20 protein-coding genes are annotated in these 19,192 nt (G+C 41.5%); 9 read left to right on the forward strand and 11 right to left on the reverse strand.

Annotated elements, in window-relative coordinates:
* Positions 1 to 65: 65 nt before the first annotated feature.
* The gene (gene sat, locus NLP_RS15695; protein WP_104907198.1) at positions 66 to 1,244 is read right to left on the reverse strand and encodes a sulfate adenylyltransferase; all 1,179 of its coding nucleotides are present in this window, start codon (positions 1,242 to 1,244) and stop codon (positions 66 to 68) included.
* Positions 1,245 to 1,460: 216 nt separating this feature from the next.
* On the opposite strand from sat, the gene NLP_RS15700 reads away from it, so the two are divergent.
* Complete coding sequence (locus NLP_RS15700) at positions 1,461 to 3,173, forward strand: tetratricopeptide repeat protein (RefSeq protein ID WP_158680414.1); 1,713 nt, start codon at positions 1,461 to 1,463, stop codon at positions 3,171 to 3,173.
* Positions 3,174 to 3,219: 46 nt separating this feature from the next.
* Here the strand turns inward: NLP_RS15700 and NLP_RS15705 are convergent, their stop codons facing one another.
* From NLP_RS15705 to mnmA, 3 genes are all read right to left on the reverse strand, one after another.
* A complete protein-coding gene (locus NLP_RS15705; RefSeq protein WP_325034671.1) occupies positions 3,220 to 3,621 on the reverse strand; it encodes a hypothetical protein in 402 nt (133 codons plus the stop codon).
* A complete protein-coding gene (locus tag NLP_RS15710; RefSeq protein ID WP_104907201.1) occupies positions 3,611 to 3,955 on the reverse strand; it encodes a hypothetical protein in 345 nt (114 codons plus the stop codon). Before NLP_RS15710 ends, NLP_RS15705 begins: the two co-directional genes overlap by 11 nt.
* Positions 3,956 to 4,041: 86 nt before the next feature.
* Positions 4,042 to 5,097: a tRNA 2-thiouridine(34) synthase MnmA gene (gene mnmA, locus NLP_RS15715; protein WP_104909891.1), complete on the reverse strand. Its 1,056-nt coding sequence runs from the start codon at positions 5,095 to 5,097 to the stop codon at positions 4,042 to 4,044.
* Between the two features lie 306 nt (positions 5,098 to 5,403).
* Between mnmA and NLP_RS15720 the strand changes: the two genes are divergently transcribed.
* The 4 genes from NLP_RS15720 to NLP_RS15735 all read left to right on the forward strand — a co-directional run bounded on the left by NLP_RS15720 (position 5,404) and on the right by NLP_RS15735 (position 8,894).
* Positions 5,404 to 6,309, forward strand: coding sequence for a hypothetical protein (locus NLP_RS15720; RefSeq protein ID WP_104907202.1), 906 nt, complete (start codon positions 5,404 to 5,406; stop codon positions 6,307 to 6,309).
* Between the two features lie 148 nt (positions 6,310 to 6,457).
* The gene (locus NLP_RS15725) at positions 6,458 to 7,432 is read left to right on the forward strand and encodes a cysteine synthase A (RefSeq protein WP_104907203.1); all 975 of its coding nucleotides are present in this window, start codon (positions 6,458 to 6,460) and stop codon (positions 7,430 to 7,432) included.
* Positions 7,433 to 7,519: 87 nt separating this feature from the next.
* Positions 7,520 to 7,855 (forward strand): (2Fe-2S) ferredoxin domain-containing protein, encoded by a 336-nt coding sequence (locus NLP_RS15730; RefSeq protein WP_104909892.1) that lies wholly within the window; start codon positions 7,520 to 7,522, stop codon positions 7,853 to 7,855.
* A 49-nt stretch (positions 7,856 to 7,904) separates the two neighbouring features.
* On the forward strand, positions 7,905 to 8,894 hold the full coding sequence (locus NLP_RS15735; RefSeq protein WP_104907204.1) for a DUF5331 domain-containing protein: 990 nt from the start codon (positions 7,905 to 7,907) through the stop codon (positions 8,892 to 8,894).
* A 5-nt stretch (positions 8,895 to 8,899) separates the two neighbouring features.
* Here NLP_RS15735 and ygfZ read toward each other — a convergent pair whose 3' ends face one another.
* Together ygfZ and NLP_RS33240 are read right to left on the reverse strand one after the other, a co-directional pair.
* The gene (gene ygfZ / locus NLP_RS15740) at positions 8,900 to 9,895 is read right to left on the reverse strand and encodes a CAF17-like 4Fe-4S cluster assembly/insertion protein YgfZ (protein ID WP_104907205.1); all 996 of its coding nucleotides are present in this window, start codon (positions 9,893 to 9,895) and stop codon (positions 8,900 to 8,902) included.
* A 324-nt stretch (positions 9,896 to 10,219) separates the two neighbouring features.
* Positions 10,220 to 10,399 (reverse strand): hypothetical protein, encoded by a 180-nt coding sequence (locus tag NLP_RS33240; protein ID WP_158680416.1) that lies wholly within the window; start codon positions 10,397 to 10,399, stop codon positions 10,220 to 10,222.
* A gap of 126 nt (positions 10,400 to 10,525) precedes the next feature.
* Here NLP_RS33240 and NLP_RS15745 point away from each other — a divergent pair, with 126 nt between their 5' ends.
* Both NLP_RS15745 and NLP_RS15750 read left to right on the forward strand, forming a co-directional pair.
* Positions 10,526 to 11,014 carry a pentapeptide repeat-containing protein gene (locus NLP_RS15745; RefSeq protein WP_104907206.1) on the forward strand — a complete coding sequence of 163 codons (489 nt, stop codon included), beginning with the start codon at positions 10,526 to 10,528 and terminating at the stop codon, positions 11,012 to 11,014.
* A 199-nt stretch (positions 11,015 to 11,213) separates the two neighbouring features.
* Positions 11,214 to 11,531, forward strand: coding sequence for a hypothetical protein (locus NLP_RS15750; protein ID WP_104907207.1), 318 nt, complete (start codon positions 11,214 to 11,216; stop codon positions 11,529 to 11,531).
* A 101-nt stretch (positions 11,532 to 11,632) separates the two neighbouring features.
* Here the strand turns inward: NLP_RS15750 and NLP_RS15755 are convergent, their stop codons facing one another.
* Positions 11,633 to 12,121: a hypothetical protein gene (locus NLP_RS15755; protein WP_104907208.1), complete on the reverse strand. Its 489-nt coding sequence runs from the start codon at positions 12,119 to 12,121 to the stop codon at positions 11,633 to 11,635.
* Positions 12,122 to 12,284: 163 nt separating this feature from the next.
* Here NLP_RS15755 and NLP_RS15760 point away from each other — a divergent pair, with 163 nt between their 5' ends.
* Positions 12,285 to 14,189: a serine/threonine protein kinase gene (locus NLP_RS15760; RefSeq protein ID WP_104907209.1), complete on the forward strand. Its 1,905-nt coding sequence runs from the start codon at positions 12,285 to 12,287 to the stop codon at positions 14,187 to 14,189.
* Positions 14,190 to 14,342: 153 nt separating this feature from the next.
* On the opposite strand, the gene NLP_RS15765 is transcribed toward NLP_RS15760, so the two are convergent.
* The 4 genes from NLP_RS15765 to ndhL form a co-directional block, all read right to left on the reverse strand.
* Positions 14,343 to 15,014, reverse strand: a complete 672-nt coding sequence (locus tag NLP_RS15765) for a heterocyst differentiation related protein (RefSeq protein ID WP_104907210.1) — start codon at positions 15,012 to 15,014, stop codon at positions 14,343 to 14,345.
* A 235-nt stretch (positions 15,015 to 15,249) separates the two neighbouring features.
* Entirely contained in the window at positions 15,250 to 16,077 is an 828-nt protein-coding gene (gene trpA / locus NLP_RS15770) for a tryptophan synthase subunit alpha (protein ID WP_104907211.1), read from the reverse strand.
* Positions 16,078 to 16,191: 114 nt separating this feature from the next.
* The gene (locus NLP_RS15775) at positions 16,192 to 16,503 is read right to left on the reverse strand and encodes a DUF3007 family protein (protein ID WP_104907212.1); all 312 of its coding nucleotides are present in this window, start codon (positions 16,501 to 16,503) and stop codon (positions 16,192 to 16,194) included.
* A gap of 24 nt (positions 16,504 to 16,527) precedes the next feature.
* A complete protein-coding gene (gene ndhL, locus NLP_RS15780; RefSeq protein WP_104907213.1) occupies positions 16,528 to 16,740 on the reverse strand; it encodes an NAD(P)H-quinone oxidoreductase subunit L in 213 nt (70 codons plus the stop codon).
* A gap of 1,128 nt (positions 16,741 to 17,868) precedes the next feature.
* Here ndhL and NLP_RS15785 point away from each other — a divergent pair.
* Entirely contained in the window at positions 17,869 to 19,191 is a 1,323-nt protein-coding gene (locus tag NLP_RS15785) for a hypothetical protein (protein WP_104907214.1), read from the forward strand.
* Position 19,192 lies beyond the last annotated feature (1 nt).

Below are 19,192 nucleotides of genomic sequence, written 5' to 3' on the forward strand. Positions count from 1 at the left end.
TGGGGAATCTCACTTTTTTACTCAGCACTCGGAACTCGAAACTCGGAACTGTTTTGCCCCATGCCCTAAGCTGGTACTTCTATCCGCATTGCCCGCGCCAACTCTGCTGCTACCTCTGGACGAGAAAATTCTGGTGGAGGTAACTCACCGCGCCGCAGCATTTCCCTAACTTTTGTTCCTGATAGGTGAATACGTTCTTCTGGCCTGCTGGGACTGGTTTTAGATGTTGCCATCTGCTTAGTGCGCATGCAGTAAAAAGCGTGTTCAAATTTCATCGGCACAATGCCTAATTCACTTGGCGCAAATTCATCAAAGATATACTGAGCATCGTAAGTGCCGTAATAGTCACCAACACCAGCATGATCTCGTCCGACGATAAAGTGAGTACAGCCGTAGTTTTTGCGGACTAAAGCATGGAATATGGCTTCACGAGGCCCAGCATAACGCATTGCAGCTGGATTAATTGCCAAAGTTACCCGGTCTAAGGGGTAGTAGTGTTCTAGCAAAATTTCATAACAACGCATCCGCACGTCAGCAGCAATATCGTCCTCTTTTGTCGCCCCGACTAATGGGTGCAAAAATAGACCATCAACGATTTCTAAGGCGCACTTTTGAATATATTCATGGGCGCGGTGGATGGGGTTGCGAGTTTGAAAGCCGACGATGGTTTTCCAACCTTTGTCTTGAAATAGTTGCCGTGAGGCCGCTGGATCGATTTGGTAACTGGGAAACTGGGGATGAGGTTCGCGTTGCAACAACCAAATATCACCCGCCAGATTTACAGTACCTTGGTTATAGAGTACCTGCACGCCGGGATGATTGACATCATTAGTACGGTAGACTTTTATTGCTTCGCGGATTTTGTCGTAGTCATATTTTTGCGTAAGTTGCAAAACTCCGATAAATTCGCCTATCGAGTTATCCAGACGGATTAAGCCGCCTTCTGGCAACGGTGAAGCTACTTCTTCGCTTACCGATAGTGTAATCGGGATTGACCACACAAGACCGTTAGCTAATCGCATTTCTGTGACAGTGCGATCGTAGTCTTCTTGGTTCATAAAACCCGTGAGTGGACTAAAAGCACCGATCGCAATCATTTCTAGATCGGAAACGGCGCGATCGTCAAGTTGCACTCGCGGCAAAAAGTCAGCTTTTGAGAGAAACTCTGCTCTTTGTTCTGGTGTGGCGATACGGTTAACCAACTGTCCACCGTGGGGAGCTATGGCATCTGGATTGTGACTCAACGTAATCCCCTCTTTGTATTAACTGTTATTGTTTCAGATTATGTACTAACTTATCAAATGCTGGTACGTAGAAAAAAAATAGTTGGAAAAATAGTGTCGTTTCAACCTACTACAAGATTTACCTGAGATAAGAACTGCTTTCAGTTTCCTGCAACTCCAGACTAATAATTGGGAAAAATAAGTTTGAACTCAAGAACTAACCTTTGGAGGTTGCAAGTGCTATCTTACTTACGTGTGCTAACTTCAGCTTTACTTAGACCATTAAGAGCAATCCGTCGATTCGTTAAGTTTTTAATAAAACAAGAATATCAAGCAGACGGCGTAAGACATTTAAATCTGGGACTTGACTTATATAACCAAGAACTTTATCATGATGCATTAAAACAGTTCAGTCAAGCTTTATCTTATTTTCAAAGAATTCAAGATTTAAAAAATGAAGGTACTACTCTTAGTAATATTGGCAGTGCATATCGTAGGATTGGACAATATTCAAATGCTTTAGAGAACTATCAAAAAGCGCTTTCTCTTCATCTTGAGGTCAGGGATCGCAAAATGGAAGGAAAAACACTTTGTGGTATTGGGGCAGTGTATTCTTTATTAGGACAATATTCAGAAGCGCTACAGCACTATAATCAGTCTTTAATAATTAGTAGAGAAGTAGGCCATCTATCTAATGAAGCTGCTACTCTCAGTCATACTGGCTTAATTTATGAAAGGCTTGGACAACCTCAAAAAGCCTTAGAAATATATCAAGAGGCACTAAAAATTTACAGGAGTCAAAATCATCTAAATGGTGAAGCATCTGTTCTTAACAATATAGGACAAATTTACAATGACTTAAGCCAATATCCAGAAGCATTAGAGCTACATCATCAAAGTCTTAATATCCAGATAGAAAATAATCATTTATCAGGCCAAGCTTCTTCGCTGAATAATATAGGATGTGTTTATCGCCAGATGGGACAATATACAGAAGCGCTAGAACACTATAAAAAAGCTTTAAAAATTTTCAAAAAATTAGATGATCGTGCCAACGAAGCTACAGCCCTCAATAATTTTGGAGGTATTTATGATCAGACAGGACAGTATCAAGAGGCATTAAAATATTATCACCAAGCTTTATCAATTAGTCGAGAAATAGGAGCGCAACAAGACGAAGGTACTACTTTAAATAACATTGGAGCCGTTTATAGTTTTCTAGAAGAATTCCCCAAAGCACTTCAATACTATGAAGAAGCTTTAAGCCTACATCGGCAGATTGGTGATTTTGGTGGTCAAAGTACAACCCTCAATAATATAGGTCATATATATTTTCGTTATGGAAATTATACAACAGCTTTAGAATGCTATCAAGAAGCACTAGTAATAGCGAGTAAAATGGGCGCTCGCGACACAGAGGCTACTGTTTTGAGTAATCTTGGGTTACTTAACGCTAGTTTAAAAGACTTTGAAAAAGCATTAAACTATTACGAGCTTGCATTAGCACTTCGACGAGAAATTAAGGCTCGTCCAGGCCAGGCAGAGACTCTTTATCTCATAGGTGATGTCTATTGCGATTTAGGAAATTACTCAAAAGCACAAAATTATCTTCAAGAAGCTCTAGCAATTAGTAAAGAAATTGGAGATAGTCTGAGTGAGAGTAATACTCTTAGCATTTTAGGGTTGATGTATAAACATTTGAAAGAGTATGAAAAAGCTATAAAATGCTATCAGCAATCTTTAATTATTTGTAAAGGATTAGGCAATCGGATGACTGAACTTCAAAATATTGAACATATAGGCGAACTATTTCTTGAGCTAAAACAACATTCCAAAGCCCTGAAATATTATCAGCAAGCATTAGCAGTAGCTAAAGAACAAGGTTATCAAAATAATGAAGATAAAATTATTGATATAATTAATGAAATTAATAGTTGTTTATCTGATTGATTGACTAAACCTTGGTTAAAGATAAAAAGCGATCGCTATTTCAGTACTATGGTTTTTGAAGCTGCAAATACTCCAATAGTAGTAACCGCAAGTAATCTAACGTTCTAATATAACTCTTTATCTGTTCATAATTGCCATTACTGCCAAAATAAAAACTCGCAATCTGAGGTACATTTAAAACTTGCATAGCTTGTAATTGCTCAATTGCCTGGGCTTGATTGACAATTTGACCTATGGATTGAATTTGACTTGCATAACCTCTAATATTTACTGTTAAAAGTTCAAGTTCTTCTAAAAGTGAAAAATCTTCATCTTCTGGTGGAAACCGAGTAGAAATTTCTTTTCGTTCGCCGCGTGTATTTTCATAAGTATTAGTCAATTGTGCTAATAAGTGACTAATATTTCTCTTAATTAATTCTTGCTGATTTAAAATTGCTTTAGTCATCATTGACTCCATAAGTAACTATCTTTTCAGTACCATATTGATCGGGTCTGACAATCAGATATTCATTGCTTTTACGATATACAGCTGAACTATCTCCACGATATCCAGTTTTCGGAACTCTAATCGCTCCTTTTTTATTAAAGTTATGAGCCTTGCGTAGATACTTTAATGGGTCAATTCCTTTTCTATTAGCATGGTCTAAGATACTCTGGGCAACACTCATATAGGTGGCAGCATCCCACTGACTTATGTACTTTTGAATCTCTGCCACCTCTGCTGAGGTATAGCTTTCTAATAACTGTATCAAAAACTGGTCAGAGATAGGTTCTTCCGGCATATATGCAATTTAAAAATAAAAATACCCCTCCTTACAAGCGAGGAAGGGTGGTTTTACTTGATGCCAAAACAGGGTAAGAGTTATTATTAACTAAACTGTTCAATAATTCCGCCACCTAACACTTTTTCGCTGTCGTACCACACTGCTGCTTGTCCGGGGGTGATGCTGATTTGGGGTTCATCAAACACCAAACGCACACGAGAGTTTTCCAACGGAATCACCGTCACTGGTGTAGCCGTTGAACGATAGCGAATTTGCGCTTCGGCATGAATTGGGGTAGATGGTTCGGCAATAGAAACCCAATTTACCCGATTTACAGTGCATTCTGGCTGAGTTACTTTTGTGCGATCGCCTACTACTACTTTATTATTTTCCGCATCTAATTCAATCACATATAGCGGTTCGGCAGCAGCAATCCCCAAGCCTTTGCGCTGGCCAATGGTGTAATGATGGACACCATCATGCTGTCCCAAAACTTTGCCTGTCATATCGACAATATCGCCTGTTTTGGGAGCTAAATATTTATCCAAAAATGCCCGCATGGAACCGTTACTTTCCACTAAGCATAAGTCTTGACTTTCTGGCTTATCAGCAGTTTTCAGTCCGTATTCAGTTGCAATGCGGCGCGTGTGAGTTTTTTCTAGTTCGCCTAGAGGGAATATCGTTGCTGCAAGTAAATCTTGAGACAAATCATAGAGAAAGTATGACTGGTCTTTGTTGCGGTCAACAGCCCTTAATAATTGGTAACGTCCAGTTGCTTCGTCATAGCTAATTCGGGCATAATGACCAGTGGCAATGCGATCGCATCCCAATTCTTCACGAGCATACTGCACCATTGGCCCAAACTTCACCGTTTTATTGCACTGAGAGCAAGGCAATGGCGTGATTCCAGCACTGTAACCAGTCACCAGGTAATCGACAATATGCGTCTGAAAGAGATCCCGAATATCCACAACCTGATGGGGAACGCCCAATTGTTCACAGAGATCAGCCGCGTCGATCATACCTTCAGAGCAACATTGACCTTTGCCTTTCATTAGCCAAAGAGTCAAACCAATCACTTCATAGCCCTGATAGTGCAGGATAGCTGCGGCGGTGGAACTGTCAACGCCACCAGAAAGACCAACGACGACTTTTTTCATACAAAGCACGACACGATATTCGTGGTTGCCCAATTGTAGCACACACTCTTTCATTGCCTTGCTACTAAAGCGCTTCAGTTTTAGAGTTGCTGAATTAGCAATCGCTATTCACTCCTCAATCATCTTCATCTAAGATTAATTACAGATGTATTTTTTGCCACGCAGATGATCTAATTTTACGTTAACGCTATATAGTTGCTACAACGGTGAACTAATAAGTTCCTGATAGAAATTACCTAAAAATACTGTGACTACTTTCTAACTATTATGTCGAGAGGAATATCAAGTAAATTTATCCCATTTCAGATGTTACGCCGAAGTTCTCAGGGTTGGAAGCCCACTATAGCGGTTCTCTTTTTGTTAGTGGGAGGATGGTTAGTACTGATTCCCGACTCTACCCCAGCACAAGCACAAATTTCCAACAGCAACCTCTTACTGGCTCAAGAAGGTGAGATTTTACCGCCACCGCCAATAATTCCCTTTGGTCAACAGGCATCACCGCAGTTACAACCGGCTCAACCACAGGACTTCAATCAACCGGAAGTGAACTTTCAGCCTTCCCAACCAGTACAGAACAATCAACCGGAAGTGAACTTTCAGCCCTCTCAACCATTACAGAACAATCAATTTGAGCAGAATTTTCAGCCCTCTCAACCCACACAGTTTAGTCAATATAACCAGAACTTTGAGCGCTATTTAGTTTACGTTGATGGTAGTGATTACCAGACACTAGAAGCAATACGTCAGATTGAACCCAGTGCTTACATTCGCCAGTTCCAAGGTCGGAATGTAATTCAGTCAGGAGTTTTTAACAGAGTAGCCAACGCCCAACAACAGGTGAATGAGCTACAATCACGAGGCATATATAACGCCCGAATTATCAGCTTTGGTAACGGACAGGAAATAAATGCAGGCAATGACAGGTTTATAGGCGATCGCAATAATATAAATGCTAATAGACGAGTCTCTAGATATTATGTCGCCATTCCCACCACTTCAGAACAGTTATCTGCGATCGCAGCACAAGTTAGGCAGAATTTAGGCCGATTTACCCAAGATTTAGGACGATCTGGCGGAGTCCTCCAAAGGACGCAACCACGAGGCCCACACGTAGCAGTAGGGCCTTTCCAAAATCGATTCCAAGCTGAGGAATGGAACAAGTATATCCGAAATATCGGATACGGTAATGCCAGAGTTTACTATGGAAAGTGAATAAGTGGGGAGTTAGGAGTGAGATAGGAAGTACACCAACGGCAAGCCCTCCAATGTAAGTATCATAGAATTTTAGGCAAATCAGTTGTAAATCATCCTACAGCTATCAGCCAAAATTTTTATACAGACTCACACAAGTACAGTCAAAATGGATATAAAGAATGGCTTTGTTGGCGCTGTTGGCAACACCCCTTTAATTCGCTTAAACAGTTTTAGCGAAGAAACAGGGTGTGAAATCCTTGCTAAAGCAGAATTTCTCAATCCTGGGGGTTCCGTCAAAGACCGCGCCGCACTTTACATTATCGAAGATGCACAAAAGAAAGGTCTACTCAAACCTGGTGGCACGGTTGTAGAAGGAACCGCAGGTAATACTGGCATTGGACTAGCACATATTTGCAACGCTAAAGGTTACAAATGTCTAATTATTATTCCCGATACCCAATCACAAGAAAAGATAGACGCACTGACAGCACTAGGAGCAGAAGTTCGTCCCGTCCCCGCCGTACCCTATAAAGACCCGAACAACTACGTCAAGCTATCTGGTAGAGTCGCTGCTGAATTGGAAAATGCCATTTGGGCAAATCAGTTTGATAATTTAGCCAACCGCCTCGCCCACTACGAAACCACAGGGCCGGAAATTTGGACGCAGACAGATGGTAAAATAGATGCATGGATAACTGCAACTGGTACTGGTGGTACTTATGCTGGTGTAGCATCGTACTTAAAAGAACAAAATCCAGCAATTAAATGTGTTGTAGCCGATCCGCTAGGTAGTGGACTCTATAGCTATGTCAAAACTGGCGAAATCAAGATAGAAGGAAATTCCATCACTGAAGGCATCGGTAACGGTCGTGTCACAGCCAATATGGAAGGCGCACCTGCTGATGATGCCATCCAAATCGATGATAAAGAAGCTTTGCGAGTAGTTTACCAACTGCTGAGGAAAGATGGGTTGTTAATGGGCGGCTCAACGGGTATTAATGTTGGGGCAGCTGTTGCCTTAGCGAAGCAGTTGGGGCCAGGACATACCATTGTCACCATCTTGTGTGATAGTGGTTCCCGGTATCAGTCGCGGATATTCAACCTGGAATGGCTAGCTTCAAAAGGACTTTCAATAGATTAGTCATTAGTCATTAGTCATTGGTCATTGGTCATTAGCTTCCGACTTCCGACTTTTGGCAAATGACAAATGACAAATAACAAAGGACAAATGACCAACATCACTCAACCATCAGACTTCCCGATAATAGATCGAGATTCTCCTAAATGTGTGCGGGTTTGTCAAAATCGTACTTGTAAAAAGCAAGGTGCAGCTAAGGTTTTAGCAGCTTTTACAGCTTTGCCAATCCCCGGTGTAACTGTAACGGCTAGCAGCTGTTTAGGACAATGTGGCAATGGCCCAATGGTGCTGATATTACCCGATATGGTCTGGTATAGCGGCGTTCAACCTGATGAAGTATCTCTACTGATAGAAAATCATTTGTTAGGTGGTCAAAGAGTCAAACAGATGCTCTATTATCGGTTTCATCCCCAGAAAGAAAGCTAAATTTTCAATATTAAGCTCTGCAATCTTTTTGACTGAAGTGAGGCATCCAATGAATATCCAGCAGCTGCGTCAATCCTTAAAACAAAAGTGGCTTGTTTACTACAAGCAAAATATTTCCTGGCTAATCAAAATGCGAATTTGGGCCACTTATGATGGTTTGCGCCGTCCTTTGTCCGGTTTTATTTTGGCAACACTCTCTGTTTTGGAACCCCAGTTTGATGAAATACTTGCTTTTATGCTGGATCTGAATAACGATCCAGATAAAATAGTCGCTGCTTTAGGTCTTAACTTCAATCCTGATCAAGAGTTACGTTTAATCAAATCAGATTATTTTCTAGCTACCAGCCAAGCTGAAAATGAGTCGCCAGATGAGAAGTATTCTGAGGATAAACATTTGTCATCGGTTGTAACTGCTACCAAGATTGCGCCTAATTCTCTTGCCAAAACTCTAGACTCCAAGTTGCCACACGCCGAGAAACTTCTGCCATCATTTACAGTTAATACTGAGGTAGTTCGTACACGCCAACCTGAGTTAGTAGTTGCATTTGCTACTAAAATCGCTCCAGATACTCCAGCAAAAACGCCAGCCTCTGGTTTTGTAAGCGAATATCAACCACTACAATCGCCCCTTGAACGCCTCCCTTCAGGAAACTCGTTGACAATGACTGCTGAGGTTAATACCAAAGCCAAAACTATGCCATCTGCGGTGTTAGCTACTGAGGTTAAAAGCAACCCGCCATCTAACCGAATCCCTGTAGGCGCATTCCTGGCAATTACCACTGAGATTGACAGTAATGGCAAACCAGTGCGTAGCTGCTTTGCAGCTTGTCGTCAGACATCGCCCGTTGGGCAGCTCCCTTCAAGAGCATCGCTAGCAATTACTACTGGGGTTAAAAGCAACGGTAAAGAGCCGAATATTCAACCACAAGAGGTTAAGAGCAAAGTAAATTTAGCAACTACAAATGCCCGTAGTATAGCTTCTTGGGTAGATGAATTTTGTTACGGTGCTAGAGATAAAGAGAAAGATATTTTGATTTGAGTTACTTACGGGTACTCGTGAGAAACAAACGGAATTTCTACTATTTCACCCTCAGTTTCTCCTACTTTGACTTTTAAGCCTACACCACCAGCTTTGGTGCGAATGTAACCTAGTCCAAAGTAACCATCAGCGGTTTCTGTGTAACTAGTAAGTTTGCCGACCTTTTCATCTCCAACTGCGATCGCACTTCCAACTTCCACAGGGGCACTGAGGCGAATACCAAGCAGGTGTTGTTTTACACCTTTGTATGTATTTAACCGAGCAATAGTTTCTTGCCCAATATAGCAACCTTTAGTAAAAGAAATTGTTTGCCACAAGCCAACTTCCAGAGGATTGTAATCATCTGTAAGTTCCGCATCTGGGGCGGGGCGGCCTTGTAAGATTCGCAAGGCATCCCAAGCGCGATCGCTCATCTCTACCGCCCCAGCTTCTAACAGTTTGTTCCACACTGTTTCTTTATCAGTATAGGGGAAAGTGAAGGTGTATCCGGGCGCAGCTAACCCGCTACCCACAGCAATTCGCACTCCTTCAGCCGGAGCGATCGTGTATACTTGGTGACTACCATAAGGTTGGCCGATGAGTTCGCCAATACCCAACTTTTCTAAAACAGCGTCGCTTCCTGGGCCAATCAGGCTGAAGGTGTTGGTGTATTGGGTAATATCAGATAATTCCACCTTATCTGCATAGAAAATATATTTATCCAGCCATTCCATCAAAAACTGGCGACGGTTAGGTGAAACCAGCAAGATTACCGCATCTTCTCTAACGTAGGCGGTTACTAAATCAATTGTTCTGGCTGTGGAAGTGACAAAAACCGTATCACAACCTTGTCCTGGCTTGAGTATTTGGAAATTGTTAGTACTTTGGTTGTGTAAGAAGTTGAGGCGATCGTCGCCAGCTACTTTGATCCGTCCCCAGGCGGTGCGATCGCATATTGCAACCCCAACTCTGGCGGCTTGGATAGCTGCTGCGTCTTTATCGTCAAGTGTAGATGTTGGCATAGCGATCAGAAGTTGCCCTGTTTGAATGTTGTCGCACTGGAAATCTTAGCAAATAAGCGTTTGTGGCTTCAATCTACCTCCGGTTTTCTTCTAACGTCTAATCAAAATCTTATCAACATCACGATTTTGTGAAGAAAATTAAAGCTGTGGTTAGCAAAATCATTCTTTTGTTGATGAAAATCGCGATTTTGTAAAGAACATTTAAGCTGTGGTTAGCAAAATCATTCTTTTGTTAATGAAAATCGTTATTTTGTGAAGAATGTTAAAGCTGTGGTTAGCAAAATCATTTTTTTATTGATGAAAATTGTGATTTTGTGAAAAATATTAAAGCTGTCGCGACTTACTTAACTTTAGCAAGGCTTGAGGTGATATATCTCGATTATCTGCAACTTTTTCGAGCGATCGCAATGTATCTGTTGGTATCTTTATTGATACTGTTTCTATCGCACAGGGTCTTAAGTGTAGCTCTAGTTCTTCAGGGTTGTTCGTATAGCTTTCTTTCAATGCGAGTACCTGGATGATTTGTTGATTGGGATGGAATGCGATCGCCTTGATTATGACAGTGCAATTACTGAGGCGAATATTTTATAGGAAAGTCCTATACAGGTTAATTGATGTAGGAGTTGAACTATGGATAAAAAAGAACTGCTCAGGCGTTATGCAGCCGGAGAGCGGAACTTCTCTGGGATTGAAATCAGTGCGGACGACTTGTACGCTGTTGACCTTAGTGGTGCCGACTTGAGTGGTACTAGGCTGGAACAATTCGAGATATCTCGTGCCATCTTGATAGGTGTTAATTTGTGGAATACTTATTTGACCGATTCCAGCCTTAATAGTGTTGATTTGAGCCGAGCTGATCTCAGGGGAACTGACTTGCGTGGAGCTAGTCTCAATTGTGCTAACTTGACCGAAGCCGATTTGAGAGAAGCTAGATTTGGAAACACTACGTTCTACAGGGCTAATCTGACTAGAGCTAACTTGGAAGGCGTTGATTTTAGGGATACTAGCTTGCGACAGGCTAATTTGACTGGAGCCAATCTTGAAGGAGCTAACCTTAGCAGAGTTATTTTCCACAACACCATCATGCCAGACGGCAGTATTAGGAATAGCAGCAGTTAAAACTTCCATAAAGCAAGTTCCATATCAAGCTACCATTCAATAGACCTCTTGCAAAAGTCCCTAATACCCCAACCCCAACCCCTCCCCAAAGCATCGGGGAGGGGAGCATTTGCTTTACTCAAATGCGGGGTGAGGTTCTTATTTTTGATTTATGCAAGAGGTCTAATTTGAAGATAAACGTTCCTTTTACGAAGTTGATTTGCGCGAAACAACCAAACTAATCAAGCAGAAAATAGACACTCAGGTATCAGGAAGTCAAGTAGTTCTACAACGAATCATTCACAAGCAAGTCTTAGACGACTTTAAGAATGCAGAGCAACAGATTAATGACTACATCAAAAGCTTTCAAGATGAGTTTGACCGCTTGTTGAAAGAACGGGAGACCAGAGAAGCCGAGGCTGAACAAATTCGTGAAACTCTTAATGTTCAAAAAGTCAAGCTGAATGAATACTTGAATGAAGTAACTGCTATTCGAGCATCATTAGATAATTGGAAGCCATTGCAGAGAATCAGATAGGCGATAGACCACACCGATATTCCAGATAAGTTGAAAAAGCTTCGTCTTACCCCATAAGCCCACGCAAGTGGGCTTTGTTCGTGTATTCTATTTTCAGGGCTTCAACTCTCTGGCAACTTAGCAAACGCCTGCTCAACTAACTCCTTTGACTTGGCATCCAAACGCAGCCAATCCACTTCACCGAATTCATCGATTAAACTAGTATCAATATCAGCAGCTTCCTTCTCTGGGCTGTATTCAATAAAACACACCTGATAACACAGTTCCCACAAATCGATACTCGCTTCTTGCTGTTGACGCTGTAAACGTAGATGATATCCTGGATGGGGCATCGGCAGACGAGCCAGAGTTCCTCTGATTTCATCTGCTTCTTGGGGTGTTGCAGTTTCCATTGCTTGCAACAGCTCAGTCACCAATGCTTTGATTTCATCAGTGGTGCTAGGCGGCCAAATCAGGACATCATGGTAAGTTCCCGTCCAGGAAGATTCATCAAGCTGCTTGCGGATATTGTCGATAACGCGAATGAAAGCAGGTTGCATGAGGATTTCAGCCTGCTGCCATGCAACTGAGTTTGTTATTTTAGGTGGCATTGGTAATAAACAGGGGCACTAAAAGAAAAATAAACAGTCTGCATTTATTAAAAAGCTGCGTTTTTAATCTAAATCTTTTCTCAAGATAGCGGATTTCATTGAAGAAAATTTGGAGATATTTATTACCAGCTGGAAAATTAGGTAATAACTCTGGGGAGGGAATATGATAGGCAAGCTACTAGACCATCGTTACCAAGTAATTCGAGTCCTCGCGATGGGAGGATTTGGTCAAACCTACATTGCCCAAGATACTAGGCGACCAGGCAATCCTATCTGCGTTGTCAAGCACCTCAAACCCGGAACTGACCCCAGAGTTTTTGATACTGCTAAACGCCTGTTCAGCAGTGAAGCCGAAACTTTAGAAAAACTGGGCAACCATGACCAAATACCCAGGCTGCTGGCGTACTTTGACGAAAATCAAGAATTCTATTTAGTACAAGAATATATTGAAGGACATACCCTAGCTGAGGAACTTATACCTGGTAAGCGCTGGAGTGAAAGCCAAGTAGTTCAACTGTTGCAGGAAGTTCTAGAAATTCTGGAATTTGTCCATCGCCAAGGCGTGATTCACCGCGACATCAAACCGGATAATATCATTCGCCGTACCTCAGATAATAAGTTAGTTTTAGTTGATTTTGGTGCAGTAAAGCAACTGCGTACACAATTGGTAACTGTAGGCGCACAAGCCTCTGCGACAGTGGTTATCGGTACTCCTGGCTATATGCCCACAGAACAAGGGCAAGGTAAACCTCGTCCCAACAGTGACATCTATTCCCTTGGCATTATTGCTATTCAAGCATTAACAGGATTACAGCCAACAGAATTGCAAGAAGACCCGGAAACGGGGGAAGTTATCTGGCGGCATTCAGTAACCGTGAACCATCGACTGGCGGCAGTATTGTCCAAGATAGTGCGTTATCACTTCAAAGACCGCTACCAAAACGCCACGGAAGCACTGCAAGCGTGTAAAGACGCGATTAATCCAGTACCTGTACTTTCCACACCTCAAGAAGCCGCCAACAATTCCAGTTATCAAGCAGCTAAATCCCAGCCTCAAGTATCTCGACTGCAAACTATTGCATTTGCACCAGCCAATCCTGTCAAACCTGCGCGTAAAGACTCTAGTAAATCCGACCCCTGGCCGATATTAATTGGCATATTATTGGCGGGTGGTGCGGCTGCCTTGGTAGCAAATGTATATCCAAATGTGAAAAATTTAGCTTTAAATTTTACAGGTAAGGATACGGCTTTAGCAAACAAATGCTCGGCTGTTGTCGTCGGAAATTCTAATATCCGTTCTGAACCTAGTTCGATAAATTCTGATAATATTGTGCAAACTGTTGCTGATAACACCAATTTCGAGGTGACTGGCAAGCGGACAAAACGAGGTTGGATAGAAGTTAAACTTAAATCTGGTCGTTCGGCTTGGGCACATCCGGCCGTGATAACCAATAATCAGGAATGGGGTTCTTGCCTGCGCGAAAAGGGCATTGCAACTAGGATTGTAGATGATAGTACCCTGATTGCGACTCGAACAATTCCCCAGCCACAACCAAAATATAAGGATGTAGTAACTCCATTACCAGAAAAGCCGAAGGGGTCAACTGACGATGCTGAGAAATCACAACGATCGCAGCCTAATGATAACAGTGCCAATATTATCGAACAAGCAAAAAAGAAGTATGATTCAGGGGATATAATTGGAGCGATCGCACTTTTAAGATCGGTTCCGGCAAATGCTGCTTCTAGTATCCAAGAAACAGGCAAAATGATTGCCCAATGGCAGGAAGACTGGGCTAAGGCAGAGGCATTATCTAATGAGATCAACAAAGCAATAGATGATGGTAAATGGGATAAAGTTTTAGATTATAGAAACCATCCAGAAAAGTTGCCTAATACTCAATATTGGCGAAATAGAATAGAACCATTATTTAAACAAGCTGCCGAAAATCTCGCAAAACAGGCACTAACTAAGCTAGAAAATCAAGGTAATCAGAAAAATACCCAACAGAAAGTTTCTGATCCTAATCAACCTGCAACCACAGAAACTCCTAAAAGCGGCTTTTAACAGTTATCAGTAAACACGCTTTATCTCATTCCCAGTTTATGGCTGGGAATAGCTAAATCAGGGATGCCGCCTCTTGAATTCGCAGCAGCAGCCCAATAAATATCGTTTCCAGGCGTAACCTGGAAACGATATTTATCTGTAGTTTTATTTTCCCTATCCGTGCATTTCGTCGTATTCTTGGGCTTCAACTCGTCTTGCTTCCATCCGCGAAGCAGGCAGAAACTCAGCACGACGGACTGGAACCAAGGGCGGCGTATTTCCTTGGTAAGGGTGAATAACTTGTACAGTACGGGCTGGACGCTGCCGTGGTGAGAATAAAGCCAATACCCCAGCGACAACAACACCACCACCAATAGTGAGAGTTGCGCCTCCCACAGCCCAAAGCACGGGTGAAGACCACCAAGTATTTTGCGGCTGGAATGTTGCTGCTGTTTTTTGTTGGTTATTCTGCTGGGCTAATTGCCACTGCTGCTGAGTATTGAAATTTTGGACTTGGCCCTGGAGTTGTTGATTTTGGAACTTTAGCTGTTCATTGTCGTTTTTTAAACGCTCCAGCTGCATCTGCGTGTTCAACTTCTCCGCCTCTAGGCGCTGGTCAGTATTGGGAGGAACTGACGATTGATTAGAATTGGGATAGATTGGTTGCCCATAAGGGCCGTAAGGATACATTTGTGGCTGCATTCCTTGGGGCGCTACTACAGTACCTGGCATTTGCGGAGCAACAGCGAAGTTAGATTGTAGGGGGATATTTGTTCCTTTGAGCAATACAAGAGCCGCCAGCCCAGCTACGGCCACTCCGCCGATAAATGCCATACTTTCACTCATCGCCTTTGCTCCTCGATCGCGACGTAACTATAATCATTTTTGACTGACTCACTCTCACACTCATAAATTATGCCTACTTGATTTCACATAATACTCAAACTATAAGCAACTCTATCAGCTAGTTTTTTTACACAATCATATCTGATGTTAATATTCAAGACCATAATGGTCAAATTGTCTACCAAATAAGGATAGAAAAACTACACTGTTATCTTTTTTAATCTACTTTCTGCGTCTAATCAAGAGGAGTATTTGTGCTGATGTTGGTCGGCTTGATGGCTGCTTTGAGACTTTGGCAAAATTGGGCGATCGCCGAAAGTCCCTGCTCTGGTGTTCCTTGGGCTAACCGTTTGACAACAGCGCTACCCACGATTGCACCATCTGCGCCCCATTCCATAACCTGACGGGCTTGGGCCGCTTCCGAGATGCCAAAGCCGACTGCGATGGGTTTATCAGTAACACTACGAATTTGTTTGAGTAAATCGGACACGCGGATTTCCAGTTGCGATCGCACTCCTGTTACTCCAGTGACGCTGACTAAATAAATAAATCCTTGGGAAGAACGAGCGATCGCTTCGATCCGTTCAGCAGAACTGGTGGGAGCTACCAACAAGATTACGTCAATTCCCATCTCACTAGCTGATTGGAGCAAGCCTGCTGCTTCCTCTAAAGGTAAGTCAGGTATTACCAATCCTGCGACCCCAGCAGCAGCAATTTGCCCAAGAAATTTTTCAATTCCTCGGTGCAAAATTGAGTTGTAATAGATTAACAGAATAATCGGCGATCGCAATTTGGGAGTAATCCCTTGCAGCATTTCTAGCACCTGCTCTAACTTCGTACCTCTTTGCAAGGCGCGGGTAGCAGCAGCTTGAATGACTGGCCCATCAGCTAGAGGATCGGAATAGGGTATACCCACTTCTATAATGTCGGCTCCATTACGATCTAGAACCTGCAAGGCTTTTGCTGTTGTTTCTAAATCTGGGTCGCCAGCAGTGATAAATGGAATCAGAGCGCACTCACAATTGTGCCCAAGGGTTTCAAAGCAATCAGAAATCGCAGTCATTTAGTCAAGTGTCAATAGTCAGTGGTCATTGGTCATTGGTCATTAGTCATTGGTCATTAGTAAAGGACAAATGACTAATGACAAAGGACAAATAACAACTGACCAATGATAACTTTACACCTGAGATTGCTCTTCTTGTTCTATTTCGGCTTGAATTCGTGCTAGTTCTTCGGGAGTAAGCTCGTCTAGCCGCTTTTGCAGAAAGTCTTGCTCATACTGTTCCCGCTGTTGGTGGTAGGTCATTTTTTGTCCCACCGCACGGAAAAAATAGGTGGCCAGCCAGCCAACTAACCCACTGACAAGTAACACTTGGCTCCATATACCAGCTTTCTGATTATCCAAACCAACTAGCTGAAATCCCAAGTATGCCAAGCCACCGGCAATAAAAACACCCAAGCCAATTCCAATAGCGTCAATCCGTCGCATGAGAGTTATGACCTACCAATCTCGTTAAATTTGAACTTGTCGCCGTTGGGGTCGGAAATTTGCAAACGGCGATAGAACCAACAGACCTGGAAAGAAGAAAAACACCAAAAAGTACATAAAGACACGCTCAATGGAGCTAGCTACATACCAACGCTGCTTCAGGTACAGTAAGACAGCAATGGGGATTACTAGAAGGTAAGCTCCAGCCAAAATCAGATATAGCAGGGCGACAATCATAACTTTCAAGTCTTAAGCATCTGTTTTCCATCATAGGCTGAAGAGACAGACTCAGAGAAGTATAGTCATAATGCTTTCAAGATAACTGCGCCAGAATTCCTCGAAACCGCTAACAAGGAGGCGAAAGCCCAGCTTTGGCGGCCTGGAGTACTTTTACTGTGGGCAATTTAACGGATTTCATCACAAAAGCTAATATCATGCTATTATGTGAATCCACTAGCAAACAAATGTTCTAGTCAAACAAGATCGAAAACTCATCCAGATTGATTACGAGAAAAGCAAGAAGACTTCTAAATCTCTGAAGCGATCGCACAATCTGGAAAAAATATTTTCAATCTAGTTGGACAAAAGACACAATTGATGGTGGAATATATAAGGAGGTATTTGCTACCTCTAAAAAATAACTAGTTACACTAGTTGCCAAACACCTTTGGGGGTGTGGCGGAATGGTAGACGCTACGGACTTAAATAATTGAGCCTTGAAGGAGAAATCCCTCAAGTGGAAGCTCTCAAACTCAGGGAAACCTAAATCTGTTAACAGACATGGCAATCCTGAGCCAAGCCGAAAAAAGTCCTGAGTCATGAGTGTTGAGTGCTGAGTAAATTTAAAACTCCTAACTCATAACTCCTAACTCACTAACTGTTCGGAAGGTGCAGAGACCCGACGGGAGCTACCCTAACGTTAAGTCGAGGGTAAAGGGAGAGTCCAATTCTCAAAATCTGAGTTGGCTATTGTCATCAGGTAGCAGTGAAAACTGCGGGAGAATGAAAATCCGTTGACCGTAAAAGGTCGTGTGGGTTCAAGTCCCTCCACCCCCACTAAAAATTTAAAATACCGAAAGGCTTCGATAGAAGGTATGGGCGGGTTGTATCTAAATCTATAGATAAACTCGCCCATATCCATATATTTATGTATGTATAGTCTTTTCTGGTGATAAATAAGTAATTTCACTGAACTATTTGATGAAGTTTTAAACAAGTTGTCTTTAATACTTTATTTATAGTTCTATTTAATCAAATTTATGTAAAAAGATGACTGAATTTCTGAAGAATAGATTGCTCCTCCTGTTCGCCAAGGTTAAGCTGGTAATAATATGAACAGGAAGCCTTTTTGTCCTGATAACTGAAATGACCACTAATCGTTTATCAATTAGTCAGGAAAATCCGCATTGTGTTACGTCTAACTCTAAACAATTAGATGTGCAAACTGCCCAAGAGGAGGTTTATAGTTTCTTTGTGGAAATTGTCAATAAATTGACCCCAGAGGATGTTTTACGTGAATTTAAAAGTTTATTTATAGACGGTCTTGATTCCGAATATTCCGATTATATACCTGGAATATATAATATTTTTCTAGATGATAATGAACAGGAATTATATAATACACTTAAGCGGTGCTGTTACATCATTGTTAATAATTGGAAAACCAAGCGAAAAGACAAATATATCCAAGACTTAGTTAATTTATTTGTTGATGAAAATCTGAAAATTAAGGACAATAATCCTTCGGTAGTAAAAACTTGTAAAATCTGGTTAGAGAATTTTGCCAATAGCAAAGATTACAAGGATCTGAAATTATTTGCTACTAAATATGAAGATTCATCTAAAGGACATTGGGCTAATCGCTACACTTCCTATTTATTGATCGATCAATCTGTTAATAATAAAAACCCTAAAGAGCAACAGGAGGCTGCAAGAAGGCTTTCCAAACAGATAAAAGACAAATTTAAGTTTGAGCTAGCAATGTATATTGCTCGTTCTCAATCTGGCGTTTCAAGCACAACACGCTATAAAAATCCCAGTATTTTGGGAGACCAAGCTCTGCGCTTAATAAAAACAATTGTCTTGAAAAGAGGCGTATTTAGTCATGATAATATTGCCCATATATTTCTCAAGCAAACTGAAAATCAAACTCTGAAAGAATTTAAAATCAACCTAGAAAAATATCTATTTTTTTCTGTAGAAAATCAAGAATCAGTCGAGAATTGGCGGCAGCATTTTGCACATAGTTTATCCTTATGGAAGATAGATTATAATCAAGAAATTATTACTAAAGAATTTTTCTTGAGAACCTGTAATCGAGTAATTGATTACTTTACAACAGAAAATGCTAAAGAGCCTTCACGATTATTTATCTTATTAATTGAGCGAGGTCATGCTCTAACCCTGGTAATTATATTATTAAAGGTTATTTTGATTTGTAGAAATTCCCGGAGACATTTAGAAACTCGGATTGCTCATTTGATTCGTTTTTACGAAAAATATTCGGAAGAGGAATGCAAAGGAGTCATAAATTTTATCGAGATTTTTAATATCACATTCGCCATTTATGCAGAAAATGTAGAATATAACTTGATTAAGATAAAAGAAGAAAAACAAAGCAGTAATCAGCAATTAAATCTGGATAGTTATCGGGTGTTTTCACAGATGAAGGTAGATAGACAAAAATAAG

This window comes from Nostoc sp. 'Lobaria pulmonaria (5183) cyanobiont', assembly GCF_002949795.1.
Lineage (GTDB): Bacteria > Cyanobacteriota > Cyanobacteriia > Cyanobacteriales > Nostocaceae > Nostoc.